Genomic DNA, 26,069 nt, shown 5'->3' with positions numbered 1-26,069 from the left:
GGCGACGCGAGAACAGGATCATGGGCGCACAACTACGGGTCTACAAGCAGAAGATCAACTCTGCTCAGACGACCAAGAAGATCACGAAGGCGATGGAGCTCATCGCGGCTTCGCGCATCCAGAAGGCGATGACGCGTGTGCGCGCGGCCTCGCCGTTCGCGCGGGCTGTGACGCGGGCCGTCTCCGCGGTCGCGACCCACTCGGGCGTCGACCACCCGCTGACCACCGAGCGCAGTGAGATCCGTCGCTCGGCGGTCGTCATCTTCGCCTCGGACCGCGGTCTCGCGGGTGCGTTCAACTCGCAGATCCTCCGCGAGGGTCTCGAGGTGGGCAACCTCCTCCGCTCTCAGGGCAAAGAGGTCGCGTACTACCTGGTCGGTCGCAAGGCCGTCGGCTACTTCCAGTTCCGACGCATGCAGACCGTCGAGGAGTGGACGGGCGACACCGACACCCCGCAGTTCAGCACGGCCGAGAAGATCTCGTCCGCTCTGATCGACGCGTACCTCCGCGGGGGAGCCGAGGGTGGGGTCGATGAGATCCACCTGGTGTACAACCGTTTCGTCAGCATGATGACCCAGAGCCCGGAGTCGGTGCGCCTGCTTCCGCTCGAGGTCGTCGATGCGGCGGATTCGGCCACCTCCGAGGTGTACCCGCTGTACGAGTTCGAACCCGATCCGGAGACGGTGCTGGACGCGCTCCTGCCGGTGTACATCCAGAGCCGCGTGTTCAACGCTCTCCTGCAGTCGTCGGCGGCCAAGCACGCCGCGACGCAGAAGGCGATGAAGTCCGCCAGCGACAACGCCGACAAGCTCATCACCGACTACACCCGCCTGCGCAACAACGCGCGTCAGGCGGAGATCACGCAGCAGATTGCCGAGATCGTCGGCGGCGCCGACGCCCTGGCGTCCGGCAGATAGACCTAACGAGGAGAGAAGAAGCCATGAGCCTCACCGCCGATAAGGCCGAGAAGGCCGAGACCACGGTCGTCGGACGCGTAGCCCGCGTCACCGGCCCGGTCATCGACATCGAGTTCCCCCACGACTCGCTGCCCGACATCTACAACGCCCTCAAGACCACGATCACGATCGACGGCGAGTCGAACGAGATCACGCTCGAGGTCGCCCAGCACCTCGGCGACGACCTCGTCCGTGCGATCGCGCTCAAGCCCACCGACGGTGTGGTGCGCGGTCAGGAAGTGCGCGACACCGGCGGGCCGATCACGGTTCCCGTCGGCGACGTCACCAAGGGCAAGGTGTTCAACGTCACCGGTGATGTGCTCAACGCCCAGCCGGGCGAGACCATCGAGATCACCGAGCGTTGGGGCATCCACCGCAAGGCCCCGGCCTTCGACCAGCTCGAGTCCAAGACCCAGATGTTCGAGACGGGCATCAAGGTCATCGACCTGCTCACCCCGTACGTGCTCGGCGGAAAGATCGGGCTCTTCGGCGGTGCCGGTGTCGGTAAGACCGTGCTCATCCAGGAGATGATCCAGCGCGTCGCGCAGGACCACGGTGGCGTGTCGGTGTTCGCCGGTGTCGGCGAGCGCACCCGTGAGGGCAACGACCTCATCCACGAGATGGAAGAGGCCGGCGTCTTCGAGAAGACCGCCTTGGTGTTCGGCCAGATGGACGAGCCGCCGGGAACGCGCCTGCGCGTCGCCCTGTCGGCCCTCACGATGGCGGAGTACTTCCGCGACGTGCAGAACCAGGACGTCCTGCTGTTCATCGACAACATCTTCCGCTTCACGCAGGCGGGGTCCGAGGTCTCGACGCTGCTCGGTCGCATGCCGTCCGCGGTGGGCTACCAGCCGAACCTGGCCGACGAGATGGGTGTGCTCCAGGAGCGCATCACCTCGACTCGCGGTCACTCGATCACCTCGCTGCAGGCGATCTACGTCCCGGCCGACGACTACACCGACCCCGCTCCCGCGACGACGTTCGCCCACCTCGACGCCACGACCGAGCTCTCGCGTGAGATCGCGTCGAAGGGTCTGTACCCGGCCGTCGACCCGCTGACCTCGACGAGCCGCATCCTGGACCCCCGCTACATCGGTGAGGACCACTACCGCGTGGCCACCTCGGTGAAGCAGATCCTGCAGAAGAACAAGGAACTGCAGGAGATCATCGCGATCCTCGGTGTCGACGAGCTCTCGGAAGAAGACAAGATCGTCGTCTCCCGCGCCCGCCGCATCCAGCAGTTCCTCTCCCAGAACACCTACATGGCGAAGAAGTTCACGGGTGTCGAGGGTTCGACGGTTCCGATCAAGGAGACCATCGAGTCCTTCGACGCGATCGTGAAGGGCGAGTACGACCACGTGGCCGAGCAGGCGTTCTTCAACGTCGGCGGCATCGGTGACGTCGAGGCCAAGTGGGCTCAGATCCAGAAAGAGAACGGCTGACGTGCTTGTACTGAGCGAACGAAGTGAGTCGAAGTGACGCTTCAGGTGAGCCTCGTCTCCGCGGACGCGGAGGTGTGGACCGGAGACGCGACGCTCGTCGTCGCGCGCACGGTCGAGGGTGAGATCGGCATCATGTCCGGTCACGAACCGTTGCTCGCGATCCTCGCCGAGGGCCAGGTGCGCATCACGCTCGCCGACGGCTCGAAGATCGAGGCCACGGCGAACGATGGCTTCCTCTCGATGGAGAGCGACGTCCTCACGATCGTGGCAGGTCACGCGGCTCTCGCCTCCTGATCGTCGTTTCTTCCATCGGCCGGTCCTTCGGGGCCGGCCGATGGTGTTCGAGCGGAAGGATCTCGGATGCTGGTGCTCCTGCCCCCGTCGGAGACGAAGCGAACCGGCGGGACGGCGCGGGCCGTGCGGCTCGACGATCTCGCCTTCCCCGAGCTGCGCCCGCAGCGTGAGCTGATCGTCGGAGCCCTCGTCGCGCTGTCGGCCGACACGGCGGCGGCCCTGCGTGTGCTCAAGCTCGGCGAACGCCAGCGCGCCGACCTCGCCGACAACCTCGCGTTCTCGAGCGCACCGACCCTGCCGGCGATCGAGCGCTACACGGGCGTCCTCTACGACGGGATCGACGCATCCACCCTGGATCCCGCGGCCCGGCGGTGGCTCGGCGCGCACGTCGCCATCCACTCCGCCCCCCTCGGACCGGTGGCGGCGCTCGATCGGATCCCGTCCTACCGCCTCGCTGCCGGCATCACCCTGCCGGGTGTCCCGCCGCTCCGGCGCGTCTGGCGGGACGCGGTGACGGCCGCCCTGGCGGCGGCTCGGCCGCGGTTCGTGCTCGACTTGAGGTCGGAGGCGTACACGGCACTCGGCCCCGTCCCGGCCGGGACCGACAGCGTCTACGTCCGCGTGGTCACCGACGGCGAGGACGGCACGGCGCGCGCGCTGAACCACTTCAACAAGCATGCGAAGGGCGAACTCGTGCGCTCCCTCGCCCTCGCGCGCCCGCGGATCTCGCGCCGAGAGCAGTTCGAGGAGTGGGCGCGCGGCGCCGGGTGGGACGTCCGGACGGGCGCGGCGGGCGAGCTCCAGCTGGTCGTCTGACCGCCTCGCCGGTCGTTCGCGGTCTGCTTCCCCCAGGAAACACTCAGGATCGGTAGCATGTGTGCGGTGGGGCAGGTGTCCCGCGGCGTGGAGACACGCCACCGATCCTTCTCGAGAGGACGCACATGTTCTTGGCTCAATACTCCGACTATTCCGGATACTCCGACGGAGGTGCCGGCGCGCTGGGGGCGTTGATCGCGCTCGCCATCCTGCTGCCGATCCTCGCCATCGGCTATGTCATCGGCTCGCTGCTGTTCATGAAGCTGTTCGAGAAGGCGGGCGTCCAAGGCAAGTGGCGCGCCTGGGTTCCCGTCTACAACACGCTCATCTTCGTGAAGCTCGGCGATCTCAGCCCGTGGTGGCTGCTGATCCTCTGGGGTGGCACGATCGTGCTCGGTTGGGTACCGGTGATCGGCTGGCTCCTCGGCCTCGCCGTCTACGTCTACCTGGTGCTGGCCGCCTACCGCGTGCAGACGAAGCTGCAGAAGGAGGGTCCCTGGATCATCCTCTACATCTTCCTGGCCATCGTCTGGCTCGCCATCATGGCGTTCGACCGCTCGCGGTGGAACCTGCAGGTACCGCCCGCGTCGTGGTCGAACAGCTTCCTCGCCGACAAGACCTCCTGGCAGGGCATCCCCGCACAGACGTCCGTCGGCGGTGGCTACGGCGGCCCCGGCTACCCCGCAGCACCCGGTTACCCGGCCGCTCCCGGGTACCCCGCCGCCGGCTACCCGGCACCCGCCCAGCCCGGCGCCTACCCGCCGCCCCCGCCCGCCGGCTACGCACCGCCCGTCGGTTCGCAGCCGCCCGCGGGTCCGGTACCGCCGGCCCCCGGCGAGCCGCAGCCCCCGACGGCGCCTCCCGCCGCTCCCGAGCCGCCGCGCCCGTGATCACAGAACCCCCCGCTCCGGCGGGGGGTTCTTCGTCGCGTTAGCGTGGTCGCATGGCTTCTTCTCTTCCCCAGCGCCGCGTCGGCGCCTCCGGGCTGCTCGTGTCCGCCGTCGGCCTCGGGTGCAACAACTTCGGTCGGAGTGGCACCGCCATCGAGTCGCTCGACGGCACGCGAGAGGTGCTGGCCGCGGCGATCGACGTCGGGGTGACGTTTCTGGACACCGCCGACATCTACGGCAAGCAGTTCGGCGTCTCCGAGACGCTCATGGGGGAGGCGTTGCGTGGCCGCCGGCACGAGGTGATCCTCGCCACGAAGTTCGGTCACGCCGATTTCGCCGAACCGACCTTGGGCGGTGCGATGGGTTCTCGCCTGGCGGTGCGGCGCAGCGTCGAGGCCTCGCTCCGACGGCTGCAGACCGACTGGATCGATCTCTACCAGCTGCACACGCCCGACCCGGCGACCCCGATCGATGAGACCCTCGACGTGCTCACCGACCTCGTGCGGGAGGGCAAGGTGCGCTACCTCGGTCAGTCGAACTTCGCCGGGTGGCAGATCGCGGAGGCCGAGCTGCGCACCACGCGCGGCGTGCGATTCGTCTCCGCTCAGAACCAGTACAGCCTGCTCGCCCGCGCGGCCGAACGCGAGGTGCTGCCGGCCGTCGAGCATTTCGGTCTGGGCTTCTTCCCGTTCTTCCCGCTCCACAACGGTCTGCTGACGGGGAAGTTCACCCGGGAGGGCGGCCCGGCGTCCAGCCGGATCATGCGCCAGCGTTCGCACGTCTGGCGCGATGCCCCGTGGGACGCCCTCGACGCCTATCGGACGTTCTGCGAGGAACGCAACCTCACGATGCTCGAGGCGACCTTCGGCTGGCTGCTGTCGCGCCCGGCCGTCTCCAGCGTGATCGCCGGCGCGACGAGCGTCGAGCAGGTCACCGCGAACGCGGCGGCCGCGACCGCGTGGCTCCCGAGCCCCGACGACCTCGCCGCTATCGACGCGCTGTTCCCCCTCGTGCGCGATCCCGCGGCCGGCTGAGCCGACGACCGGGCCGCCGCGCGGCCGTTCTCATCACGGCGCGGCCGCGCCCGTCACGGCGTGGCCGGGGCCGGTCCTCTAGGATGTGAGGGCGCCGGATGCTTGATCCGGCTCTCCAGTCGACCACGGGAGGTTGTGGCGTGCCCGAGGTGACGACCAGTTCGCGGACCGTACCGGTGCCCGGTGGCGTGGTGGAGTTGTCGTGGGCCGAGGCGACCGACACCGGCCGCCGCCGGGAAGTCAACCAGGACGCCGTGCTCGCCAGCTATCCGCTGTACGTGGTTGCCGACGGCATGGGCGGACACATCGGGGGCGAGATCGCCAGTGCCAGCACCGTCGACCGGCTCCGCAGCATGGTCGACGCCGGGGGAGTGAGCCCGAAGTCGATCGAGAAGGCCCTGACCCGCGCGGTCAAGGACATCGTGTCCCACCCCGAAGCCACCGACGACGGGACGGGAACGACGCTCACCGGCGTGTTCTTGGACGCCACCGAGAACCCGCCGCACTGGGTGACCCTGAACATCGGCGACTCGCGCGTCTACCTGTTCCGCGATGACGAGATCGTGCAGATCACCACCGACCACTCCGTCGTGCAGGAGCTCATCGCCTCCGGGAGATTGAGCCCGGAGGAGGCCGAGAACCACCCCTACGGCAACGTCATCACCCGAGCGGTCGGTCCGACCGAGAGCGTCAAACCCGACTATGTGCGCCTCGACGTCGTCGACGGTGACCGCTTCGTGATCTGCTCCGACGGTCTGACGAAAGAGCTCACGGATTACGGCATCCGCCATTTCCTCGAGACCAACGCCGATCCCGCCGACGCCGTCCGCGCCATGCTGGATGCCGCGCTCGAGAACGGTGGGCGCGACAACATCACGGTCATCGTGCTCGACGTGGCGCGCCGCACGGCCTGACCTCTCCTGCACAGCGGCCGGTCGCGCAGACTTCTCCTCAGGTCGCTGGGTTCTCCCCCTGACGCCCGCGGTTTCGCGATGAGCTAGGACGATGAGCTCCGGCTTCGTCCCCGCCCTCGCGCCGCGCCTCGACACCGACCCGTCGCCGCTCGCCCTCCCGCCTGCTCCGTCGCCGGCGCCGCGGCCGGGCGTGCCCTGGCTCGCCTCGGCCGTCCCCGTGGTGGGCGCGCTCGGACTCTGGGCAGTGACGGGGTCGGTCTTCGCGCTGTGGTTCGCGGTGCTCGGCCCGGTGATCGCCGTTGCGGGCGTGCTCGACGGCCGCCGCTCGACGAAGCGGGTGCGGCGGGCCGCGGCCGAGGAAGCTGCCGTCGTTCGCGCGCGTGCCGGCGTGCAGATCGACGAGCGTCATGCCGCGGAGCGGGCGGCGCTGCGTGCCCGCCATCCCGACGTCGCGGGCTACCTCCGACATCCCGAGCAGATCTGGCGGGCCGTCCCCGAGCGGGTCGGCACTCTCGTGGTGGGGGCCGGCCGGGTCGCGAGCGCCGTGCGGGTGACCGGTGGCGGGGGAGAGGAGGATGCTGCGCTTGTTGCGCGCGCCCGGGAGGTGGCGGCGGCCCCCGTCACGGTGGCGCTCGGATCGGGCATCGCGGTGGTGGGGCCGCCCGTGCTGGCCGACGCCGTGGTGCGCGCCCTCGTCCTGCAACTGGCTCTCGCCGGGCCGCCGGGGGAACTCGCGCTGGTCGGGGGAGAGACCGCGTGGCTGCGGGAGCTGCCGCACGCCGGAGCGGCCGCTGGGTTCCGCGTCGCCGTGGGCCGAGTGGGCGAAGGGGAGGGCGAGCTCGATCAGGACAGTGAGCTCGTGATCGTCTCCGCTCGCACCGCAGACGCCCTCCCGCCACGGTGCGGCACGGTGATCTTCCTCGTCTCCGCCGCGGAGGCCCGCGTGGAGATCGGGGGTGACGTGGAACTGGTCAGCGTGGAGGCGATCTCCGAGCTGCAGGCCGCAACCCTCGCGAACGAGCTCGCCGCGCGGGCATCTCGCATGCGGAGGGCCCCGCGCGAGGCGAGCGCGGTGCGGCTCGCAGAGCTCGGCATCGGGCGCCGGGGCGGATCGCCGCCCCTCTCGCTGAGTGTGCCGGTAGGACTCTGCGCGTCCGCGCCCGCCTCGCTCGACATCGTCAGCGACGGCCCCCACGCGGTGGTGACGGGGATGACCGGTGCCGGCAAGAGCGAACTGCTGGTGACGTGGGTGGTGGCGCTGTGCACCGCGTACGACACCTCGGCGGTGTCGTTCCTGCTGGCCGACTTCAAGGGTGGCACCGCCTTCGACGCGCTCGCCCGCCTCCCGCACGTGACGGGGGTGATCACCGACCTCGACAGTCGCGTTGCGCGTCGCGCGATCGAGAGTCTCCGCGCCGAACTGCGTCACCGCGAGGCGGAGCTCGCCCGTTCGGGCGTGCGCGACATCGGCCAGACCGACCTGCCGCGGCTGATCATCGTGATCGACGAGTTCGCCGCCCTGCGCGAATCGCATCCTGAACTCGAGGCGCTCTTCACCGACATCGCCGCCCGCGGTCGTGCGCTGGGCATGCACCTCATCATCGGCACCCAGCGGGCGGCCGGCGTCCTCCGCGACAGCCTGCTGGCCAACTGCCCGCTGCGGGTGAGTCTGCGGGTCGCGGATGCCCTCGACAGTCGGGCCGTGGTCGGCACCGACGAGGCGGCCCGCCTTCCGGGCGGCGCCGAGGGGCGCGGGGTCGCGGTCGTGCGTCGAAGCGCAGACGCGCGCACCTCTCGGGTGCGGATGGCTCTCACCGACGCGACCGACATCGCCGCGGTCGAACACCGGGGCGGGGCGGCTCCCCGCAGGCCGTGGCTGCCCGCCCTGCCGCTCACGCTCGATCTCGCCGACCTCCCGCCGGCGATCGACGGGGCGCTGCGCCTCGGCCTGGTCGATGAACCCGATCACCAGCGGCAGGCGGCGTGTCTCATCGCCGACCGAGCCCTTCTGGTGGTGGGAGGGGTCGGTGCGGGCAAGACCACGGCGCTGCGGACCCTCGCCGCCCAGGTACCCCGCGCTGCCCGGCTGTGGATCGGCCCCGACTCCGAGGCCGCGTGGGATGCGCTGGCCGCCGGAACGCCCCCCGTGCCGGGCACGACGGTGTTCGTCGACGACGTCGACGCCCTGGCCGGCCGGCTCAGCGGAGACTACGCCCGAGCCGCCTCGGAGGAGCTCGAGCGGTGGATCCGCGGCGCGGGAGACCTCGGGATCCGCATCTTCGCCAGCGCGCAGCGACTCACCGGCGTTGCCGGCCGGCTCGCCGATCTGTTCCCGCGCCGTCTCGTCCTCGCCACCGCCTCGCGTGCCGACCACCTCGCGGCGGGTGGGGAGGGAGCAGACTTCGTCGCCGATCTGCCTCCCGGGCGAGGAACCCTCGATCGCCGCACGGTGCAGGTCGCGGTGACGGATGCTGGGGACGCACCGGCCGCGGTTCCCGCGACGGCGAGCTGGGATCCCCCGCCCGGGGTGACGGGGTACGTCGTGCGCCACGCACCGCCGGGTCTCCTGGAGCGGTGGGAGCGCACCGGGGTGCGCTTGCGCGCCGTCGACGGGGCGGGCGAGGTCACCGAAGCCGAACCGGGCGGGCGGGTCGTGGTCATCGGCGACCCCGAGCAGTGGATGAGCCACCCCCGGCTGCTGACGCAGGTGCGCAACCTCCACGTTCTCGTGATCGACGTGTCGTGCGCGGCCGATTACCGGCTGCTGACCGGCGACCGGGAGCCGCCGCCGTACTGCGCCCCGGGCCGCGGCCGGGCGTGGGAGTGCCCGGCCGGGCGACGGGTGCGGCGCGTCGCCCTGACCGGGGCACTCGGAGCTTGACCGGGCGTGGTCGCCGCCTCTACGGTCACTCCATGACGACCACGATGCCGCGAGCCGGCGAGGGCAAGGGGCTGGCGGCGGGGACGCTCGGACTGTGGGGGTCGGTGGTCATCGGACTCGCCTCGACGGCGCCGGTGTACTCCCTCGTGGCGACCCTCGGTTTCGTGGTGCTGGCGGTCGGTGCGCAAGCTCCGATCGCTTTCATCATCGCCTTCGTGCCGATGCTGTTCATCGCCTTCGCCTACCGCGAGCTCAACAATGCGGTGCCCGACTGCGGCACGACCTTCACCTGGTCCACGAAGGCGTTCGGGCCGTGGGTGGGCTGGCTCGGGGGATGGGGCGTGGCCGTCGCCGGCATGATCGTGCTCGCCAACCTCGCCCAGGTGGCCGGCATCTACCTGTGGTCGCTCGTGGGAGACGGGACTCTCGCCGAGAACGTTCCGTTGGTCACGGCCACGGGCGTGGCCTTCATCGCGCTGATGACCTGGATCAGTTGGCGCGGCGTGCAGGTGGGGGAGCGGGTGCAGAACGTGCTGCTCGCCGTGCAGTACGCCGTGCTGGCCCTGTTCTTCGTCGTCGCGCTGTGGAAGTTCTTCGACGGCAGCGCACCCGATCCGACCCCCTTCGACTGGGCCTGGTTCAATCCCTTCGGCTTCACCGACGGAGCGGGTTTCACCGAGGCGGTGCTGCTGGCGCTGTTCATCTACTGGGGCTGGGACACGTGCCTCGCCCTCAACGAGGAGACGAAGGATCCGAAGCGGATCCCCGGGCGCGCCGCCGTGCTCACCACCGTCATCCTGCTCTTCACCTACGTCGGTGTGACGGTCGCCGCGATGATGTACGCGGGTCTGGGCGAAACCGGAACGGGGCTCGGTAACGAGGCGGGCGCGGACGACGTGTTCCTGGCGCTGAAAGACGGACTGTTCGGCCCGTTCGCGTGGATCCTCGTCGTCGCCGTGCTGATCTCCGCCGTCTCCTCGACCCAGACGACGATCCTCCCCACCGCGCGGGGCACCCTCGCCATGGCGGCGTACCAGGCGCTGCCGAAGCGGTTCCGCACCGTGCACCCGCGGTATCAGACGCCGTCGTTCTCCACGATCGTGATGGGGATCGTCGCGATCCTCTACTACGTGGGCATGACGCTCATCAGCGACAACATCCTGCAGGACTCGATCCTCTCGCTCGGCCTCGCGATCGCGTTCTACTACGCCCTGACCGGCTACGCGTGCGTGTGGTACTTCCGCCGCGACCTCTTCACCTCGGCTCGCAACCTCGTCTACCGGGGCATCCTTCCCCTGGCCGGGGCCGTCATGCTCACCTACGCGTTCGTGCAGTCGGCGATCGACATGTACGACGTCGACTACGGCAACTCCGAACTGCTCGGCATCGGGGGCACCTTCGTGGTCGGCATCGGCTCCCTCGCGGCCGGAGTCGTGCTCATGCTGCTCTGGTTCGCATTCCCCGGCTCGAAGCCCTTCTTCCGGGGAGAGAGCCTCAACCGCGAGACCCCCGTCCTCGTTCCCGAGGAGCCGATCACGTACCCCCGCTCGGTCGACGGCGGAATCTGACCGGGGCCCCGATGCGCATCCTGATCATCGGCGCCGGTGGCGTGGGGTCGGCGGCCGCGCGGATCGCGGTGCGGCGAGACTTCTTCACCGCCCTCGTGCTCGCCGACTACGACCCCGCCCGACCCGCCGTCGTCGTGGCCGAGCTCGACGATCCGCGCCTGGCAGCGGCGCAGATCGACGCCTCCGATGCCGAATCCGTCGCGGCGCTGATCCGCGCGCACGACATCACCCACGTCCTGAACGCCGTCGACCCCCGGTTCGTGATGCCGATCTTCGAAGGCTGCTTCGCGGCCGGGGCGACCTACCTCGACATGGCCATGAGCCTGTCGTCTCCCCATCCCGACCAGCCCTACGCGCTCACGGGCGTGATGCTCGGCGACGAGCAGTTCGCTCGAGCACCCCGCTGGGAGGTGGAGGGCCGGCTCGCTCTCGTCGGGATGGGGGTGGAGCCCGGCCTCTCCGACGTCTTCGCCCGGTACGCGGAGGACGAGCTGTTCTCCGAGATCGACGAGCTGGGGGTGCGCGACGGGGCCAACCTCGTCGTCGAGGGATACGACTTCGCGCCGTCGTTCTCGATCTGGACCACGATCGAGGAATGCCTGAACCCGCCCATCGTGTACGAGCGCGAGCGGGGCTGGTACACGACGGCGCCGTTCAGCGAGCCGGAGATCTTCGACTTCCCCGAGGGGATCGGACCGGTGGAGTGCGTCAACGTGGAGCACGAGGAGGTCATCCTCATGCCGCGGTGGACGGGCGCGCGGCGGGTGACGTTCAAGTACGGTCTCGGCGACGAGTTCATCCAGGTGCTTCAGGTGCTGCACAAACTCGGGCTCGATCGCACCGAGAAGGTGAGCGTCAAGGGCGTCGAGGTGTCACCGCGCGACGTGGTCGCCGCGTGCCTGCCCGACCCGGCGACCCTCGGTGACCGGATGACGGGGAAGACTTGCGCGGGGGTGTGGGTGCGGGGAACGGGCAAAGACGGCGCACCGCGTTCGACGTACCTCTACCACGTCGTCGACAACGAGCAGACGATGGCGGAGTACGGTTGCCAGGCCGTGGTCTGGCAGACGGCGATCAACCCGGTCATCGCGCTCGAACTGCTGGCGAGCGGAGTGTGGACGGGGGTCGGAATCCTCGGTCCGGAGGCCTTCGACGCCCGCCCGTTCCTCGACCTGCTCGCAGCTCCCGCGCCCCGCGGTTACGGTTCGCCCTGGGGGCTGCAGGAGAAGGACTGAGGCGGGCTCAGAACGAGGCGCGGATCGAACCAACGTCGCGTCCGCCGCCGAACACGGTCAACGGCAGGGCGCGCAGCGTGTTGGCCACCTCGCCCGGGTCGAGGGCGCCCGCCCGTTCGAGCAGCCGCAGCGCGACCGCGGTCGCCGCCCGGCCGCTGCCGTCGGCGATCTTCAGCGCAACGGTGGTGCCGTCCGGAGCGACCATGACCATGACGCCCTCGGCGCCGCCCTTCGCGAAGACCCCGAGGCGCTCGATCACGATGGTGTCCGCTCGCCCGGGCCCGTCGATCGTCCACGGGTGTTCCCGCACGGCGCTCACGAGGGCGGCGGCACCCCGGTGCAGCGCGAACGGCGAGCGTTCCGCCGCGGTGCCGATGCGGTGAACCGCCCGGGCCAAACCCGCGTGACTCATCGCGTAGACCGGGGCACCGCATCCATCGATGGCCGTCGCGCCGATCCGCTCACCGGTGAGTCGCTCGATCACCTCGCGGATGTGCACCTGGAGGGGATGCTGCGGGTCGAGGTAGCCGGCGGTCTCCCACCCCTTCGTGACGCAGGTCAGCAGCATCGCCGCGTGCTTGCCCGAGCAGTTCATGCGGATGCGCGCCGGCTCCGACCGCTCGCGGACGAGCTCGTCGCGGGTGGGTGTGTCGCCCGGCCAGGCAGCCGGGCACTCGAGGTCGTTCTCCCCGAGGCCCGCGGCATCGAGGATGGCGCGCACGCCGGCCACGTGCCGGTCGGTACCCGAGTGGCTCGCGGTGGACAGCGCGAGACTCACCCCCTCGAGCGGGGCACCGGCGGTGAGGCACGCCAGTGCCTGCATGGGTTTCATGCTGGAGCGCGGGAGGAACGGGGCGGCAACGTCGCCGAGCGCGTCGACGATCGTGCCGTCGGGGGCGAGCACGATCGCTCGACCGGTGTGGCGGGATTCGATGAAGCCGCTGCGTTCGACGACGGCGAGTTCCACGGTGTCGGCAGGGGTCGGCATCCTGTCATTTTACGGGGCGGCCGGTGCGAGACTGGGGCAATGAACCCTGAGCACACCTACCGACTTCGCGCGACGTGGACGGGAGATCGGGGGAGCGGCACCAGCGGGTACCGCGACTACGACCGCAGCGTCACGCTCGACGTCGTCGGCAAGCCCGTCCTCCTGGGATCGGCGGACGTGCCGTTCCGCGGCGACCCCGACCGGTGGAACCCGGAAGACCTGCTCCTCGCCTCGCTCGCGGAGTGCCATCTGCTGTCCTACCTCTACGCGTGCGTGAAGGTCGGCGTCGTCGTGGTCGGCTACGAGGACGACGCTTCGGCCACTCTCGTGGAGGACGGCCGAGGGGGCGGAGCGTTCACGGAGGTGGTGCTGCACCCGCGCGTCACGGTGGCCGACGCGTCGATGGTGGATGCTGCCACTGCCGCGCACGTGCAGGCCAACGAGTGGTGCTTCATCGCCAACTCGGTCAACTTCCCCGTGCGCCACGAGCCGATCACCCTCGTCGCCCCCTGACCCCCCACCCGACATGCGGGGTTGCCCGGAAACGGCGATGCCCCGCCCCGGCGGGTGGCCGGGGCGGGGCATCGGGTGAAGCGGGCGTCAGTCGACGTCGGCGTCGACCCAGTCGAACGACTTGGTCACGGCCTTCTTCCACTGGCGCAGCAGGCGGTCGCGCTCCTCGGGGGCGAGGTTCGGCTCCCAGCGCTTGTCCTCCTGCCAGTTCGCGCGCAGGTCGTCCAGGTTGTCCCAGAAACCGACCGCGAGGCCGGCGGCGTACGCCGCGCCCAGAGCGGTGGTCTCGGCGACGACGGGGCGCACCACGGGCACACCGAGGATGTCGGCCTGGAACTGCATCAACGCGTCGTTGGCGGTCATGCCGCCGTCGACCTTGAGCTCGGTCAGGTCGACGCCCGAGTCGGCGTTGACGGCGTCCAAGACCTCGCGCGACTGGAAGGCGGTGGCCTCCAGCGCTGCGCGGGCGATGTGGCCCTTGTTGACGTACCGGGTCATGCCGACGATCGTGCCGCGGGCGTCGGGACGCCAGTACGGTGCGAACAGGCCCGAGAACGCCGGAACGAAGTACACGCCGCCGTTGTCGTCGACTGTGCGGGCGAGGGCTTCGACCTCCGGAGCACTGGAGATGATGCCGAGCTGGTCGCGCAGCCACTGGATGAGCGAACCGGTCACCGCGATCGATCCCTCGAGCGCGTAGTGGGCCGGTCCGTCGCCCAGCTTGTACCCCAGCGTGGTGAGCAGCCCGTTCTTCGAGCGCACGATCTCCTCGCCCGTCTGGAAGATCAGGAAGTTACCGGTGCCGTAGGTGTTCTTGCTCTCACCCGGGTCGTACGCGGCCTGACCGAAGGTGGCCGCCTGCTGGTCGCCCAGGATGCCCGCGACCGGGGTCTCGCGTAGCAGCGACGAGGACTCGGCGTTGCCGTACACCTCGGAGGACGAACGGATCTCGGGCATCATCGAGCGCGGAACGCCGAAGATGTCCAGGATGTCGTCGCGCCACTCGAGCGTCTCGAGGTCCATGAAGAGCGTGCGGCTGGCGTTGGTCACGTCGGTGGCGTGGATGCCGCCGTCGATGCCGCCGGTCAGGTTCCACAGCACCCACGAGTCGGTGGTGCCGAAGATGAGGTCGCCCGCTTCGGCACGCTCGCGCGCTCCCTCGACGTTCTCGAGGATCCAGACGATCTTCGTGCCGGAGAAGTACGTGGCCAGGGGCAGGCCCACGATCTCCTTGAAGCGGTCCTCACCACCGTCGGCCGCGAGGCGGTCGACGATCGGCTGGGTGCGGGTGTCCTGCCACACGATGGCGTTGTAGACGGGCTTGCCGGTGTTCTTGTCCCACACCACCGCGGTCTCGCGCTGGTTGGTGATGCCGATCGCGGCGAGGTCGTGGCGGGTGACGTCGGCCTTCGCGAGCGCGATACCGATGACCTCCTGCACGTTGCGCCAGATCTCGGCGGGGTCGTGCTCGACCCAACCCGGCTTCGGGAGGATCTGCTCGTGCTCCTTCTGACCGACGGAGACGACATTTCCCTTCTTGTCGAAGATCATGGCGCGGCTCGAGGTCGTGCCCTGGTCGATAGCGAGGACGTAGTCAGCCATTACGTGGACTTCCTTGTCTGTTTCGTTGCGGGGTTGTGGTGATGGTGATGAGGGAAGAGCGGATGCTGGCGCCGGGGCGGCGAGCCGGCATCCGCTCTTCTCGGTCAGGCTGCGAGACCCAGGAGGGCCGGTGCTGCGAGGGCCGCGAGCGCCCCACCGATGAGCGGGCCGACGACCGGCACCCAGGCGTAGGACCAGTCGCTCGTGCCCTTGCCCTTGATGGGCAGGATCGCGTGGGCGATACGGGGGCCGAGGTCACGAGCCGGGTTGATCGCGTAGCCGGTCGGACCACCGAGCGAGGCGCCGATACCGACAACGAGCAGCGCGACGGGGACGGCAGACAGGCCACCGAGGCCGCCGGGGGTGCCGATGTCGGCAACGCCGTAGTCCGCGAAGCCGAAGATGACGAACACCAGCACGAAGGTGGCGATGATCTCGGTCAGCAGGTTCCACCCGTACGAGCGGATGGCGGGGCCCGTGGAGAACACACCGAGCTTGTTGGCCGGATCGGGCTCGTCGTCGAAGTGCTGCTTGTAGGCGGCCCAGGCCAAGACGGCGCCGATGATCGCACCGAGCAGCTGCGCGGCGATCGCCACGAAGAACTGCGCGACGGTGATCTTCGCGGCGAGGACCAGACCCAGCGACACCGCAGGGTTCAGCTGCGCACCGGAGTAAGCCGAGACCAGCACACCGGCGAACACCGCGAGGCCCCAGCCCCAGTTGACCATGAGGAAGCCGCCGGCATTGCCCTTCGTCTTAGCGAGGGCGACGTTGGCGACCACGCCACATCCGAGCAGGATGAGCATCGCGGTTCCGACCAGTTCTGAAAGAAAGTACAAACCCAGATTGACTTCTTGCATGTCGACATTGACCTTTCACTGACGAGCCGCTCTTCGCGTTTTCGCACGGCCGCGGTGACCGTATCCGAACCTAGGGTGATTCGGGCGCGCGCGCACGGCGCCGCGCCCGCCGATGATCAAGCGTGCGCGGTGCCGACCTCCTCGAACTCGACCAGGTGCGCGGTGCGGAGGATCTCCACGGTCTGCGCGACTTCTTCGGCCTGACGGTCGGCGTCCCACCCGAGCGGTGCGGCGACCGCTTCGGCGACCTCGCGCAGCGTCTGCTCGCTCATGCCGCCGACGAAGGCGAGCGAGGTGCGTCGCAGCAGCACGTCGATGAGGTGCACGACCTGCTCGGTCTCGGCCAGGTGAGCCAGCTCTTCGCGGTAGTACGTCGGTGCGTGCTCGAGCGGCTGGGCGCCGACGGGCAGTACGGCCAGGATCTCGGTGGCCCGGGTGCCGTAACGCACGAGCATCTGCTCGACGAGCTCGATCGAATGACCAGCGGCGTGGGTCTTCGCCCAGCGCTTGCGAGCTGCGGCGCCCTTCGGGAAGCCCGCTCCACCGCCGATGGGCAGCCCCGCCGTGCTGACACGGTGGGGGAGGCCGATGACCTCGAGCGTCTTGGTGCTGAGGTTCTCGGCCAGGGCGCGGAAGGTGGTCCACTTGCCCCCGACGAGGCTGAGCACGGGGGTCTTGTCGTGGGTCTCCTGCACGATGCGGTAGTCGCGGGACACGAACCCGGGGGCGGTGTCGTCGTGGCGGGGGAGGGGACGGATCCCCGAGAAGGTGTAGACGATCTGCGAGCGGTCGACCGGGATCTTCGGGAAGACGTGCCCGATCAGCTCGAAGAAGTAGTCGATCTCCTCATCGGTGGTCACGACGGGCTTCGCGGGGTCGGCGTCGATGTCGGTCGTACCGACGAGCACGCGGCCCTTGAGCGGGTAGATGAGCACGATGCGGCCGTCGGAGTGCTCGAAGAAGATCTCGCGCCCCTTGGTGGCCTCCAGCAGCTCCGCGTTCTCGAGGACGACGTGCGAGCCCTTCGTGCCGCCCATGAATTTCGTGGGCATGCCGATGGCGTCGTTGGTGAGGTCGGTCCACGGTCCGCTCGCGTTGACGATCACCTTGGCGGCGACGTCGAACTCCTCGCCCGACAGTTCGTCGCGCATCCGGACGCCGCGCTCGGAGGAGCCGATCGCCGAGACGTAGTTGACCGCCGTGGCCCGGCCGTCACCGGCGACGATGCCGTCGTGCATCACGTCGAGCGCGAGGCGCTCGGGGTCGTACATCGACGCGTCATAGTAGGTCGCGGTGTACTTCAGGTCGGGATTCATCTCGGGGAATTCCGCGAGCGACTTCTTGCGCCCGAGGAACTTGTGCCGCGGCACCGTTCCGCCGCCGCGGGAGAAGGTGTCGTAGATCACGAGGCCGATCTTGATGAGGACCGCGCCGCGCTCGTTGGGCTTGCCGCGACCGTGGGTCACGAGCAGGCGGAAGGGAGCGGACAGGATCCCGGAGAACGTCTTGTAGATCGGGATGGTGGTCTGCAGCGGTCGCACGTAGTGCGGCGCGGTCTTCAGCAGACCGTTGCGCTCGGTGACGGCTTCCTTCACAAGACGGAACTCGCCGTTCTCGAGGTAACGGATGCCGCCGTGCACCATGTGGCTCGAAGCGGAGGAGGCGCCGGAGACGAAGTCGCCGCGTTCGACGAGGGCGACGCTCACGCCCTGCAGTGCGAGGTCGCGGAGAGTGGCGAGGCCATTGATCCCCCCGCCGATGATGAGCACGTCCACCTCACCGCGATCGCGGAGGGTCTGAACGTCCGGACGGATGGAGGTGGTCGGCGTCGACGGGGTCACTTCTACGGCCTTTCGTGGGGTTACGAGACACAGCATGCTCCCGAATGAACGTCCTTGCAACTGCCCTGCACAAACGTGCAGGATAGGAGGGCGCCGTGTGCCGTCGCACGCGTGGGAGGACGAGTCGATGACAGCGGATGCTGCGGCCAGTCGTGAACAGGAGGCGCTGCGCGCGGCGCAGCTGTACTACCTGCAGGACCTCACGATGGACGCCATCGCCCATGAAATGCGCCTCTCGCGCTCGTCGGTGAGCCGATTGCTCGCTCACGCGAGGGACGTCGGCCTCGTCACGATCTCGGTGCACTCCCCGCAGGACGCGCGGAGTCTCGTCGAACGGCGCCTGACGGAGCGGTACGGCATCACCGCCCACGTGGTGCCGACTCCCGAGCACATCGGCGAGGCCGAGCGCCTCGAACGAACGGCCTTGTCCGCTGCACGAATTCTCACCGCGCGACTCGGGTCGTCGATGACGATCGGGATCGCGTGGGGCGCGACGCTGTCGGTGGTGGGCCGCCACCTCCCCTCCAAGGCCACCCACGACAGCCACATCGTGCAGATGAACGGGGCAGCGAACGTTCGGAACTCGGGCATCCCCTACGCCGGGGAGATCCTCGACCGCTTCGGTGAGGCGCTGTCGGCGTCGGTGCACCAGTTCCCGGTGCCCGCGCTCTTCGACGATCCCCTGACCAAAGAGGCGATGTGGCGCGAGCGATCGGTGCGAGCGGTGCTCGACATCCAGGAGCGCGCGAACATCTTCATCTTCGGGCTGGGATCCCCGCACGCCGACGTGCCCTCCCACGTCTACTCGGGGGACTACTTCGACGATGCCGACCTCCAGGCGATCGAGAGGGCGGGCGTCGTCGGAGACTGCGCCACCGTGTTCTACCGGCTCGACGGCTCCAGCGACGGCATCGAGGTGAACACCCGCTCGAGCGGCCCGGACCTCGAGAGCGTGCGGCGCATCCCGACGCGCTTCTGCGTGGTGTCCAGCCTCTCCAAGCTGGATTCGCTGCGCGGGGCGCTCGCGGCCGGCATCATCACGGAGCTGGTGGTCGAGGAATCCCTCGCCCGCCGTTTGCTGCAGGTCGACGCGCGTCGGGCGGCCGCGCCGCGCTGAGCGTCACTCCTCGCCGAACCCGTCTTCGACGAGCACGCGCAGTTCGTCGATCGCCGCCTGCGCCTCGGGACCGCGTGCCTGCACGCGCACGCGGGTGCCGGGTCGGATGCCGAGCGCCATCAGCGAGATGAGGCTGCGCGCCGAAGCGGCCTCCCCGCCGTGGTCGAGGTCGACGATGTCGATCTCGGCGTCGTGTCGGGAGGCCGCCTTGACGAACAGTGCCGCCGGGCGGGCGTGCAATCCGGAAGGGTTGCGGATCACGGCATCGAAACTGAGGGATGCTGCGCCTTGCGCGTCTGCCGCCGCTTCGCTCGGTGCCGCGGCGGGCGCGGACTCCGCGAGTTGCGTCTGCTTCGCCGCCAACGCGCCCCGCGCTTCGCTCGCCACGGTCGCGAGGTCGGCGCCCGTGCTGGCCAGCACCACCGCGGCGACCAGCCCCTCCACGAAGGGCGCCGGACTCAGGACGACCTCGGTCGTCGAGGCGGCGAAATCGAGGGCCATCTCGGCGCTGAGCAGGGCCGAACCCAGATCCATGATCACGAGTACGCCCTCAGCGGCGTCGAGACGGTCGACGGCTGCCGCGATCGCGACGGCGTCGGTGCCGAACCCGCCCTCCGCGATCCCCGCGGCGATCTCGACCGGCGGAGGTGTCGCCCCGCCCATCTGCAGGGCGAGGTGCACCGCCGCCTCCGCCAGCGCACGACTGTGCGAGACGACCACGATCCCGATCACGACGGCGCCGCCAGGGCGTCGCGGAGGGCTCCCACCAACAGGGCCGTCGAGGTGGCACCCGGGTCGAGGTGCCCCGCGCTGCGCTCGCCGAGGTAGCTGGCGCGACCCTTGCGAGCCACCAGGGGGATCGTCGCATCCCGCCCCGCGTCGGCCGCCGCCGACCCGGCTGCCGCCGCGGCCGCGAGATCGGCGCCGTCCGCCACAGCCGCCTCCCACGCGAGCACCGCCGGATCGAGGGCGTCGATCATCGTCTTGTCGCCCGGTGCGGCCTTACCGCGCGCGACGACCCCGTCGAGTCCGGCCCGAAGGGCTGCCGCCAGCGCTGCGGTGTCGAGCGTGACCGCCGCCCCCGCCGACGTTCCGAAACGGAGGAAGAACGTGCCGTACAGCGGCCCGCTCGCCCCGCCCACCGTCGACACCAGGGTCATCCCCACGGTCTTGAACAGCTCGCCGACGTCGGCGATCGGCGATGCCTCGATGCGCGCGAGCACCGCCGCCATGCCGCGGGACATGTTGGCGCCGTGGTCGGCGTCACCGATCACCGAATCCAACTCGGTGAGTTCGGCGCGGTGCTCTTGGACCGCCTCGCCGAAACGCACCACCCAGTCGCTCAGTTGCGCTGCCGTCGCATCCGTCACCTCATGCACCCCACCGCAGGCCCGGCGTGACGACCGGCGCGTCCCACAGACGCAGCAGCTCCTCGTCGGCCTTGACTACCGTGAGCGCGATGCCGGCCATGTCGAGGCTCGTGATGTAGTCGCCGACCAGGCACCGGCGGATGTCGACGCCGGCGGCGGTGAGCAGCGGCGCGACTTCGCCGTACATGACGTACTGCTCGATCAGGGGTGTCGCCCCCAGTCCCGACAGCAGCACGATCGCGGGGCCGGTCGCGTCGAAGTCCGCGAGGATCGGGTCCACGAGCATGGCGGCGATGTCGTGCGCGGACGCGAGCGGCACCCGGGATCGGCCCGGCTCGCCGTGGATGCCCACCCCGACCTCCATCTCGTCGTCGGGGAGGTCGAAGGTCGGCTTCCCCGCCGCGGGAACCGTGCAGCTGGTCAGGGCGATCCCCATCGAGCGCCCGTTCGCGGCGACCTTCTGGGCGAGGGCGAGGATGCCGGCGAGGTCGGTGCCTTCTTCGGCGGCGGCGCCCACGATCTTCTCCAGCACCACGGTGGTGCCGACACCGCGGCGTCCCGCCGTCCAGGTGGAGTCCTGAACCGCGACGTCGTCGGCGACGACGACGGATTCGACGCGGATGCCGTCGGCCGCAGCCAACTCCGCCGCCATCTCGAAGTTCAGCACGTCCCCGGTGTAGTTCTTCACGATGTGCAGCACGCCCGCGCCCGAGTCGGCGCCTTTCGTCGCCGCGAGGATCTGATCGGGAGTCGGCGAGGTGAAGACCTCGCCGGCGGCAGCGGCATCGAGCATCCCCTGGCCGACGAAGCCGCCGTGCATGGGCTCATGGCCTGATCCGCCGCCGGAGACGAGAGCCACTTTGCCCGGGGGCGTCGCGGCGCCCCGGAAGATGACGCGGTTGTCGAGGTCGACGCGCACTTCGGGGTAGGCGGCCTGAATCCCTCGGAGGGCGTCGGCGAGAACGGCGCCCGGGTCGTTGATGAACTTCTTCACGGTGACTCCTCCATCGTTCCCCGCAGCGTCGCGGGGGTCTGGGGAGAATCTCCCGCGCACCGCCCGACGTGTCAAGAGTGGGGGGCGCTCGGGGCGGTCAGAGTCGCTCGTGGGGGAGTGCGCGCTTGATGCGTTCGAGGGGATTCTGGGCGGGGACCTCGTTGTAGACCCCCGCGAGCTCCTGACCGGAGAGGCCGTGGATCGCGGCCATGATCTCGTCGGTCGCCGCGCGACGTGCCCGCCCCGAGTCGGCGTGTCCGTGTCGGGAGAGGTCAAGCGGCGCGCCGAATCGCACGGTCACCCGCTCGCTCATCGAGGGGAAGCGAGCGCCCACCGGCATCACCACGTCGGTGCCGACGAGGCCGACCGGCACGACCGGTGCGCCCGTCTGCAGCGCGAGGAAGGCGACGCCCGTCCGGCCCTTGTACAGCCGCCCGTCGAGCGACCGCGTGCCCTCGGGGTACAGCGCGACCGCGCGTCCGTCCATCAGGATGCGGCGCTGCTGGTCGAGGGCATCGAGGGCGGCCTGGCCTGCGCCGCGCTTGACGGCGATGGCGCCGATCGCGGTGAAGAACTCGCGCGACGCCCATTTGTCGAAGTAGCTCGACTTCGCGAGGAAGTGCACCGGGCGAGGGGCGGCGATTGGGATCGCGACCGAGTCGATGAACGAGAGGTGGTTGCTCGCGAAGATGACCGGGCCCGTTCGGGGAACGTTCTCGCGGCCCTCGACCCGCGGGCGGTAGAGCATGCGGGCGAGGGGAGCGATGACGAGGCGACCGAAGGCGTAGGTGGCTCCCATGCGGGCGGCGGGGGCTGCGGCGTCGTCCTCGGGCACGGCGGGAACGTCGTCGGTTGTCACCCGTCGAGGATAATCCGCATCCCATGCGCCATCGCGCATGCGCGCTCACAGCGCAGCCAAAGCCCGATGGGGGAGGATGAAGCATCCCCACCGCATTCCGAGAGGTCTCCCGTGCGCTTCCGCCCGATCGCTTCCCTGTCCGTCGTCGCCGCAGCCGTGCTGCTCATGGCGGGCTGTTCCGCCGGCACCGGAGAAGACACCAACGCCACCCCGGCGGCCGATGATCTGTGCGCGGCCGTGGCCTCGCCCGGAGCGGCGTCGGACGCGGTCACCGTCGGGGGCGACTTCGGCGCCGCGGCGACCGCCACCTTCTCCACCCCGTTGCAGGTCGACGACCTGGAGCGCACCGTCGTGACCGAGGGCGACGGCCCGCAGGTCAACATCGGGGACTACCTCTCGTACGGCCTGACGGCGTTCGACGCGACAACGGGTGAGCAGTTGGGCACCGCCGGTTACGCCGACGCCCCGCTGCAGCCGCAGCAGGTCACGGCCGACAGTGCGGTGGGTCAGCTGTTCGGCTGCGCGACCGTGGGCTCGCGGATCGTCGCGACCCTCCCTGCCAGCCAGGACGGCGGCGCACAGATCTACGTCTTGGACGTGCTGGACACGACCCCCGGCGCCGAGTGGTGCACCGCGGGGGACTTCGCCGCCGCGCCGCCCGAGGTGACCTTCGCGGAAGACGGGCGCCCGACGATCACGATTCCGCAGACGCCGGCGCCCGACACTGTCTCGCTCGACGTCCTGCAGGAGGGCGACGGCGACGTCGTGGCGCCCGGCGACACCGTCGACGTGAACTACGTGGGAGTCAAATGGTCGGACGGCACCGAGTTCGATTCCAACTGGGACAGCAGCGAACCGGCGCCCTTCGTGACCAACCAGGTCGTGGCGGGGTTCCAGCGTGCCCTCGAAGGTCAGAAGGTCGGCTCGACCGTGCTCGTCGCGATGCCGCCCGCCTGTGGTTACGGCGTCGCCGGGGAGTCCACGAACCCCCTCGCGGGCGAGACCCTCGTGTTCGTGTTGAAGATCATCGGCACCCAGCCGACCGAGGGATGACCGAGAGCCGCGGATAGGCTGGCCCGATGCGGCGCGTCCTGATCCTCGGCTCCACCGGTTCGATCGGCACCCAGGCGCTCGAGGTGATCCGGGCGCACCCCGACCAGTTCGACGTCGTCGGCCTCGCCGCGGGGCGCGACCGGGAGGGCCTGGCCGCTCAGGCGGCGGAGTTCGGGGTGACCTCGACCGCCCTCGGCGCCGTCGACGCCGAGCAGCTGGTGCGCGACGTCGAGAGCGACGTGGTTCTCAACGGCATCACCGGATCCGTCGGTCTCGGTCCGACACTCGCCGCCCTCGAAACGGGCGCGACCCTCGCTCTCGCGAACAAGGAATCCCTCATCGTCGGAGGCGATCTGGTGCGGGCGATCGCCGCCCCCGGTCAGATCGTGCCGGTCGATTCGGAGCACTCCGCCATCGCGCAGGCGCTGCGCAGCGGTACCTCTGACGAGGTGCGCCGCCTCGTGCTGACCGCGTCGGGCGGCCCGTTCCGCGGCCGGACCCGCGCGCAGCTCGCGGCCGTGACCCCCGCCGAGGCGCTCGCGCATCCGACGTGGAACATGGGACGCGTGGTCACCACCAACTCCGCCACCCTCGTCAACAAGGGGCTCGAAGTCATCGAGGCCCACCTGCTCTTCGACGTGCCCTACGACCGGATCGACGTGGTCGTGCACCCCCAGTCGGTCGTTCACTCCATGGTCGAGTTCGTCGACGGCTCTACGATCGCCCAGGCGTCGCCGCCGGACATGCGGTTGCCGATCTCGCTCGGGCTCGACTGGCCGCATCGGGTCGCCGGCGTCGGCGTGCCGATCGATTGGACCGCCGCGACGGCGTGGACCTTCGAGCCCCTCGACGAGGCGGCGTTCCCCGCCGTCGCGCTGGCCAAGAAGGTCGGGCGGGCGGGGCGCACCTACCCGGCCGTCTTCAACGCCGCGAACGAGCAGGCGGTGGATGCTTTCCACGACGGGCGACTGTCGTTCCTCGGGATCCTCGACATCATCGAACGCGTCGTCGACTTCCACGACGCGCCGGACGAGCTCACCCGCGCCTCCCTCGCCGAGGCGGAGTCTTGGGCGCGCACCGCCGCGGATCGCGCGATCGCGGCAGCATCCTGACCTGACCTCTCAGGGGGAGGGGAAGGGGCGCTCGGGGTCGGAGCTCGGCGATACGTCGTCGGGGTAGGGCACGGGCCAGTGCGGCTCGGGTACCGGCCAGCCGGCGGCCCGCAGTGCGCGGCGCGACAGCTCGCGAGCGGAGTAGGGGGTGCGGACGCCCCGGATGTCCCGGTAATCCTGGTGCCCCGGGCCCGCCCAGAGGATCGCGTCGCCCTCGCCGACGAGGGCTACGGCTTCGACGATGGCTCGTTCGGGGGGCGAGTATTCGCGGATGTCGGCGTCGGGGCGAGCCCGGCGCGCCCCCTCGACGAGGGTCGCCCGGATCGAGTCGGGGTTCTCGTTGCGCGGGTGGTGGTCGGTCACGACGAGGATGTCGCTGCCCTCCACCGCCGTCCGCCCCATGTCGTAGCGTTTCGTCGCGTCGCGATCACCGTCCGCGCCGAAGAGCATGACGACGCGCCCCGGGGTCACCCGCCGGACCGCGGCGAGCGTCTTCTCGAACGCGTCGGGGGAGTGACCGAAGTCCACGTACACGGCGGGGCCGCGCTCTCCCGATACCCGCTGGGTGCGGCCGGGCAGATAGGCGTCGATGCGCCCACCGTCGAGGGCGGCGGTCAGCGCCTCCCAGGTGTAGCCGGCCTCGAGCATCATCACGATCGCGAGTCCCGCGTTCGAGGCCATGTGCCGCCCGATCGTGGGAACGGTCGTCGTGAGGGTGCGTCCATCCCGCGAGCGCAGTGCGAATTCGGTGCCGTCCTGGCGCTCTTCGACGATGTCGACGACCCAGTCGGCGGCGCGCGCGGCGGCGGCATCGTCCGCGATGTCGGGGGTCGCGACCGTGACGACGGGAACCTCGGCGCGCTCAGCCACCTCGGCGCCGGCGGCGGAATCGAGCGAGACGACGGCCCGCCGGGCGCGATCGGCGAGGAACAACGGCAGCTTCGCTTCGAAGTACTCGCGCATGTCGGCGTAATCGTCGAGGTGATCGTGCGACAGGTTCGTGAAGGCGGCGACATCGAACACGATGCCGTCCACGCGGTGCCGGCTGAGGGCCTGTGCGCTGACCTCGACCGCCACGGCCTCGACGCCCCGTTCGCGCATGAGCGCCAGGAGGGCGTGGAACTCGGATGCTTCGGGAGTCGTCAGGCGCGAGACGATGACCTGACCGGCGATGTGGCGCTCGGCGGTGGAGGACAGCCCGGTCGTCACACCCAGCTGGGAGAGCATGCCTTCGAGAAGGTGGGAGACGCTCGTCTTGCCGTTCGTGCCGGTGGTGCCGAACAGGACGGGGAGCGCGTCGCCCGGCCCGGTGCCGTAGACCCAGGCCGACAGATCGCCGAGCAGCGCCCGCGGGTGATCCACCACGATGACGGGCAGTCCGGCATCGGCCGCGAGGGCCGCGCCCTCCTCGTCGGTGACGACCGCGACCGCACCCTTCTCTGCGGCAGCCCGCGCGAAGCGGGCGCCGTGGTTGTTCACACCGCGGATGGCGACGAACACCTCGCCCGCACGCAGGTCGGCCGTCGCGAGGGTGAGCCCGTTGAGCTCGATCCCGGCGATCTCGCCGTCGACGCGCGCGGCGAAGCGCTCGGCGAGTTCGGCGAGGCGCCGCGTCGGCGGGTGCTCGGGTCGGAGGACGGGAGGCAGGTTCGAGGCGGCGTCGGTGGGCATATTGCCTCCATTCTGACATCTCGCGCCCCGCGGCCCGGGCTCAGCGCTGTCCCCGTCCT

General features: G+C 70.1%; 23 protein-coding genes. 14 read left to right on the top strand and 9 right to left on the bottom strand.

Annotated elements, in window-relative coordinates; genetic code table 11:
- The first annotated feature begins 20 nt into the window (after window positions 1-20).
- From ACFXP5_RS12910 to ACFXP5_RS12865, 10 genes are all read left to right on the top strand, one after another.
- Window positions 21-917 carry a F0F1 ATP synthase subunit gamma gene (locus ACFXP5_RS12910; RefSeq protein WP_394528820.1) on the top strand — a complete coding sequence of 299 codons (897 nt, stop codon included), beginning with the start codon at window positions 21-23 and terminating at the stop codon, window positions 915-917.
- A gap of 23 nt (window positions 918-940) precedes the next feature.
- Window positions 941-2,398, top strand: coding sequence for a F0F1 ATP synthase subunit beta (atpD, locus tag ACFXP5_RS12905; RefSeq protein ID WP_394528819.1), 1,458 nt, complete (start codon window positions 941-943; stop codon window positions 2,396-2,398).
- Between the two features lie 33 nt (window positions 2,399-2,431).
- Entirely contained in the window at window positions 2,432-2,692 is a 261-nt protein-coding gene (locus ACFXP5_RS12900; protein ID WP_394528818.1) for a F0F1 ATP synthase subunit epsilon, read from the top strand.
- A gap of 66 nt (window positions 2,693-2,758) precedes the next feature.
- Window positions 2,759-3,508, top strand: coding sequence for a YaaA family protein (locus ACFXP5_RS12895; RefSeq protein ID WP_394544907.1), 750 nt, complete (start codon window positions 2,759-2,761; stop codon window positions 3,506-3,508).
- 125 nt (window positions 3,509-3,633) lie between these two features.
- A complete protein-coding gene (locus tag ACFXP5_RS12890) occupies window positions 3,634-4,398 on the top strand; it encodes a DUF5684 domain-containing protein (protein ID WP_394528816.1) in 765 nt (254 codons plus the stop codon).
- A 53-nt stretch (window positions 4,399-4,451) separates the two neighbouring features.
- On the top strand, window positions 4,452-5,432 hold the full coding sequence (locus ACFXP5_RS12885; RefSeq protein WP_394544906.1) for an aldo/keto reductase: 981 nt from the start codon (window positions 4,452-4,454) through the stop codon (window positions 5,430-5,432).
- 140 nt (window positions 5,433-5,572) lie between these two features.
- The gene (locus ACFXP5_RS12880; RefSeq protein ID WP_394528814.1) at window positions 5,573-6,346 is read left to right on the top strand and encodes a PP2C family protein-serine/threonine phosphatase; all 774 of its coding nucleotides are present in this window, start codon (window positions 5,573-5,575) and stop codon (window positions 6,344-6,346) included.
- A 91-nt stretch (window positions 6,347-6,437) separates the two neighbouring features.
- Window positions 6,438-9,227 (top strand): FtsK/SpoIIIE domain-containing protein, encoded by a 2,790-nt coding sequence (locus ACFXP5_RS12875; RefSeq protein ID WP_394544905.1) that lies wholly within the window; start codon window positions 6,438-6,440, stop codon window positions 9,225-9,227.
- A 32-nt stretch (window positions 9,228-9,259) separates the two neighbouring features.
- Complete coding sequence (locus tag ACFXP5_RS12870; RefSeq protein ID WP_394528812.1) at window positions 9,260-10,795, top strand: APC family permease; 1,536 nt, start codon at window positions 9,260-9,262, stop codon at window positions 10,793-10,795.
- Between the two features lie 11 nt (window positions 10,796-10,806).
- A complete protein-coding gene (locus ACFXP5_RS12865; RefSeq protein ID WP_394544904.1) occupies window positions 10,807-12,030 on the top strand; it encodes a saccharopine dehydrogenase family protein in 1,224 nt (407 codons plus the stop codon).
- Window positions 12,031-12,037: 7 nt separating this feature from the next.
- Here the strand turns inward: ACFXP5_RS12865 and ACFXP5_RS12860 are convergent, their stop codons facing one another.
- Entirely contained in the window at window positions 12,038-13,018 is a 981-nt protein-coding gene (locus ACFXP5_RS12860) for an asparaginase (protein ID WP_394544903.1), read from the bottom strand.
- A 39-nt stretch (window positions 13,019-13,057) separates the two neighbouring features.
- Here ACFXP5_RS12860 and ACFXP5_RS12855 point away from each other — a divergent pair, with 39 nt between their 5' ends.
- Entirely contained in the window at window positions 13,058-13,531 is a 474-nt protein-coding gene (locus tag ACFXP5_RS12855) for an OsmC family protein (protein ID WP_394528809.1), read from the top strand.
- Between the two features lie 87 nt (window positions 13,532-13,618).
- Here ACFXP5_RS12855 and glpK read toward each other — a convergent pair whose 3' ends face one another.
- From glpK to ACFXP5_RS12840, 3 genes are all read right to left on the bottom strand, one after another.
- The gene (gene glpK / locus ACFXP5_RS12850; RefSeq protein ID WP_394528808.1) at window positions 13,619-15,133 is read right to left on the bottom strand and encodes a glycerol kinase GlpK; all 1,515 of its coding nucleotides are present in this window, start codon (window positions 15,131-15,133) and stop codon (window positions 13,619-13,621) included.
- Between the two features lie 104 nt (window positions 15,134-15,237).
- Window positions 15,238-15,993 (bottom strand): MIP/aquaporin family protein, encoded by a 756-nt coding sequence (locus ACFXP5_RS12845; RefSeq protein WP_394528807.1) that lies wholly within the window; start codon window positions 15,991-15,993, stop codon window positions 15,238-15,240.
- A gap of 116 nt (window positions 15,994-16,109) precedes the next feature.
- Entirely contained in the window at window positions 16,110-17,870 is a 1,761-nt protein-coding gene (locus tag ACFXP5_RS12840; protein WP_394544902.1) for a glycerol-3-phosphate dehydrogenase/oxidase, read from the bottom strand.
- A gap of 91 nt (window positions 17,871-17,961) precedes the next feature.
- Here ACFXP5_RS12840 and ACFXP5_RS12835 point away from each other — a divergent pair, with 91 nt between their 5' ends.
- Window positions 17,962-18,951 (top strand): sugar-binding transcriptional regulator, encoded by a 990-nt coding sequence (locus tag ACFXP5_RS12835; protein ID WP_394528955.1) that lies wholly within the window; start codon window positions 17,962-17,964, stop codon window positions 18,949-18,951.
- 3 nt (window positions 18,952-18,954) lie between these two features.
- Here ACFXP5_RS12835 and dhaM read toward each other — a convergent pair whose 3' ends face one another.
- The 4 genes from dhaM to ACFXP5_RS12815 form a co-directional block, all read right to left on the bottom strand.
- Window positions 18,955-19,683 (bottom strand): dihydroxyacetone kinase phosphoryl donor subunit DhaM, encoded by a 729-nt coding sequence (gene dhaM, locus ACFXP5_RS12830; RefSeq protein ID WP_394544901.1) that lies wholly within the window; start codon window positions 19,681-19,683, stop codon window positions 18,955-18,957.
- Entirely contained in the window at window positions 19,680-20,321 is a 642-nt protein-coding gene (gene dhaL / locus ACFXP5_RS12825) for a dihydroxyacetone kinase subunit DhaL (RefSeq protein WP_394544900.1), read from the bottom strand. Before dhaL ends, dhaM begins: the two co-directional genes overlap by 4 nt.
- 1 nt (window position 20,322) lies before the next feature.
- Window positions 20,323-21,315 (bottom strand): dihydroxyacetone kinase subunit DhaK, encoded by a 993-nt coding sequence (gene dhaK / locus ACFXP5_RS12820; RefSeq protein WP_394528803.1) that lies wholly within the window; start codon window positions 21,313-21,315, stop codon window positions 20,323-20,325.
- Window positions 21,316-21,412: 97 nt separating this feature from the next.
- Window positions 21,413-22,114, bottom strand: coding sequence for a lysophospholipid acyltransferase family protein (locus ACFXP5_RS12815; RefSeq protein WP_394528954.1), 702 nt, complete (start codon window positions 22,112-22,114; stop codon window positions 21,413-21,415).
- A gap of 171 nt (window positions 22,115-22,285) precedes the next feature.
- Here ACFXP5_RS12815 and ACFXP5_RS12810 point away from each other — a divergent pair, with 171 nt between their 5' ends.
- Both ACFXP5_RS12810 and dxr read left to right on the top strand, forming a co-directional pair.
- Window positions 22,286-23,227 carry an FKBP-type peptidyl-prolyl cis-trans isomerase gene (locus tag ACFXP5_RS12810; protein ID WP_394544899.1) on the top strand — a complete coding sequence of 314 codons (942 nt, stop codon included), beginning with the start codon at window positions 22,286-22,288 and terminating at the stop codon, window positions 23,225-23,227.
- A gap of 26 nt (window positions 23,228-23,253) precedes the next feature.
- Window positions 23,254-24,339 (top strand): 1-deoxy-D-xylulose-5-phosphate reductoisomerase, encoded by a 1,086-nt coding sequence (dxr, locus tag ACFXP5_RS12805; protein WP_394544898.1) that lies wholly within the window; start codon window positions 23,254-23,256, stop codon window positions 24,337-24,339.
- A gap of 9 nt (window positions 24,340-24,348) precedes the next feature.
- Here the strand turns inward: dxr and ACFXP5_RS12800 are convergent, their stop codons facing one another.
- Window positions 24,349-26,010, bottom strand: coding sequence for a Mur ligase family protein (locus ACFXP5_RS12800; RefSeq protein WP_394544897.1), 1,662 nt, complete (start codon window positions 26,008-26,010; stop codon window positions 24,349-24,351).
- Window positions 26,011-26,069 lie beyond the last annotated feature (59 nt).

This window comes from Microbacterium hanjuni (genome assembly GCF_043556395.1).
GTDB lineage: Bacteria > Actinomycetota > Actinomycetes > Actinomycetales > Microbacteriaceae > Microbacterium.
The sequence above is the reverse complement of the archived record's forward strand: the minus strand, read 5'-3'. Positions and strand labels throughout refer to the sequence as shown.

Excerpts from the sequence above, each read along its gene's own strand:
- ACFXP5_RS12910 (WP_394528820.1), top strand. The coding sequence starts at position 21 with ATGGGCGCACAACTACGGGTCTACAAGCAGAAGATCAACTCTGCTCAG.
- atpD (WP_394528819.1), top strand. The coding sequence starts at position 941 with ATGAGCCTCACCGCCGATAAGGCCGAGAAGGCCGAGACCACGGTCGTC.
- ACFXP5_RS12895 (WP_394544907.1), top strand. The coding sequence starts at position 2,759 with ATGCTGGTGCTCCTGCCCCCGTCGGAGACGAAGCGAACCGGCGGGACG.
- ACFXP5_RS12890 (WP_394528816.1), top strand. The coding sequence starts at position 3,634 with ATGTTCTTGGCTCAATACTCCGACTATTCCGGATACTCCGACGGAGGT.
- ACFXP5_RS12885 (WP_394544906.1), top strand. The coding sequence starts at position 4,452 with ATGGCTTCTTCTCTTCCCCAGCGCCGCGTCGGCGCCTCCGGGCTGCTC.
- ACFXP5_RS12875 (WP_394544905.1), top strand. The coding sequence starts at position 6,438 with ATGAGCTCCGGCTTCGTCCCCGCCCTCGCGCCGCGCCTCGACACCGAC.
- ACFXP5_RS12870 (WP_394528812.1), top strand. The coding sequence starts at position 9,260 with ATGACGACCACGATGCCGCGAGCCGGCGAGGGCAAGGGGCTGGCGGCG.
- ACFXP5_RS12865 (WP_394544904.1), top strand. The coding sequence starts at position 10,807 with ATGCGCATCCTGATCATCGGCGCCGGTGGCGTGGGGTCGGCGGCCGCG.
- ACFXP5_RS12860 (WP_394544903.1), bottom strand. The coding sequence starts at position 13,018 with ATGCCGACCCCTGCCGACACCGTGGAACTCGCCGTCGTCGAACGCAGC.
- ACFXP5_RS12855 (WP_394528809.1), top strand. The coding sequence starts at position 13,058 with ATGAACCCTGAGCACACCTACCGACTTCGCGCGACGTGGACGGGAGAT.
- glpK (WP_394528808.1), bottom strand. The coding sequence starts at position 15,133 with ATGGCTGACTACGTCCTCGCTATCGACCAGGGCACGACCTCGAGCCGC.
- ACFXP5_RS12845 (WP_394528807.1), bottom strand. The coding sequence starts at position 15,993 with ATGCAAGAAGTCAATCTGGGTTTGTACTTTCTTTCAGAACTGGTCGGA.
- ACFXP5_RS12840 (WP_394544902.1), bottom strand. The coding sequence starts at position 17,870 with ATGCTGTGTCTCGTAACCCCACGAAAGGCCGTAGAAGTGACCCCGTCG.
- ACFXP5_RS12835 (WP_394528955.1), top strand. The coding sequence starts at position 17,962 with ATGACAGCGGATGCTGCGGCCAGTCGTGAACAGGAGGCGCTGCGCGCG.
- ACFXP5_RS12815 (WP_394528954.1), bottom strand. The coding sequence starts at position 22,114 with ATGGGAGCCACCTACGCCTTCGGTCGCCTCGTCATCGCTCCCCTCGCC.
- dxr (WP_394544898.1), top strand. The coding sequence starts at position 23,254 with ATGCGGCGCGTCCTGATCCTCGGCTCCACCGGTTCGATCGGCACCCAG.
- ACFXP5_RS12800 (WP_394544897.1), bottom strand. The coding sequence starts at position 26,010 with ATGCCCACCGACGCCGCCTCGAACCTGCCTCCCGTCCTCCGACCCGAG.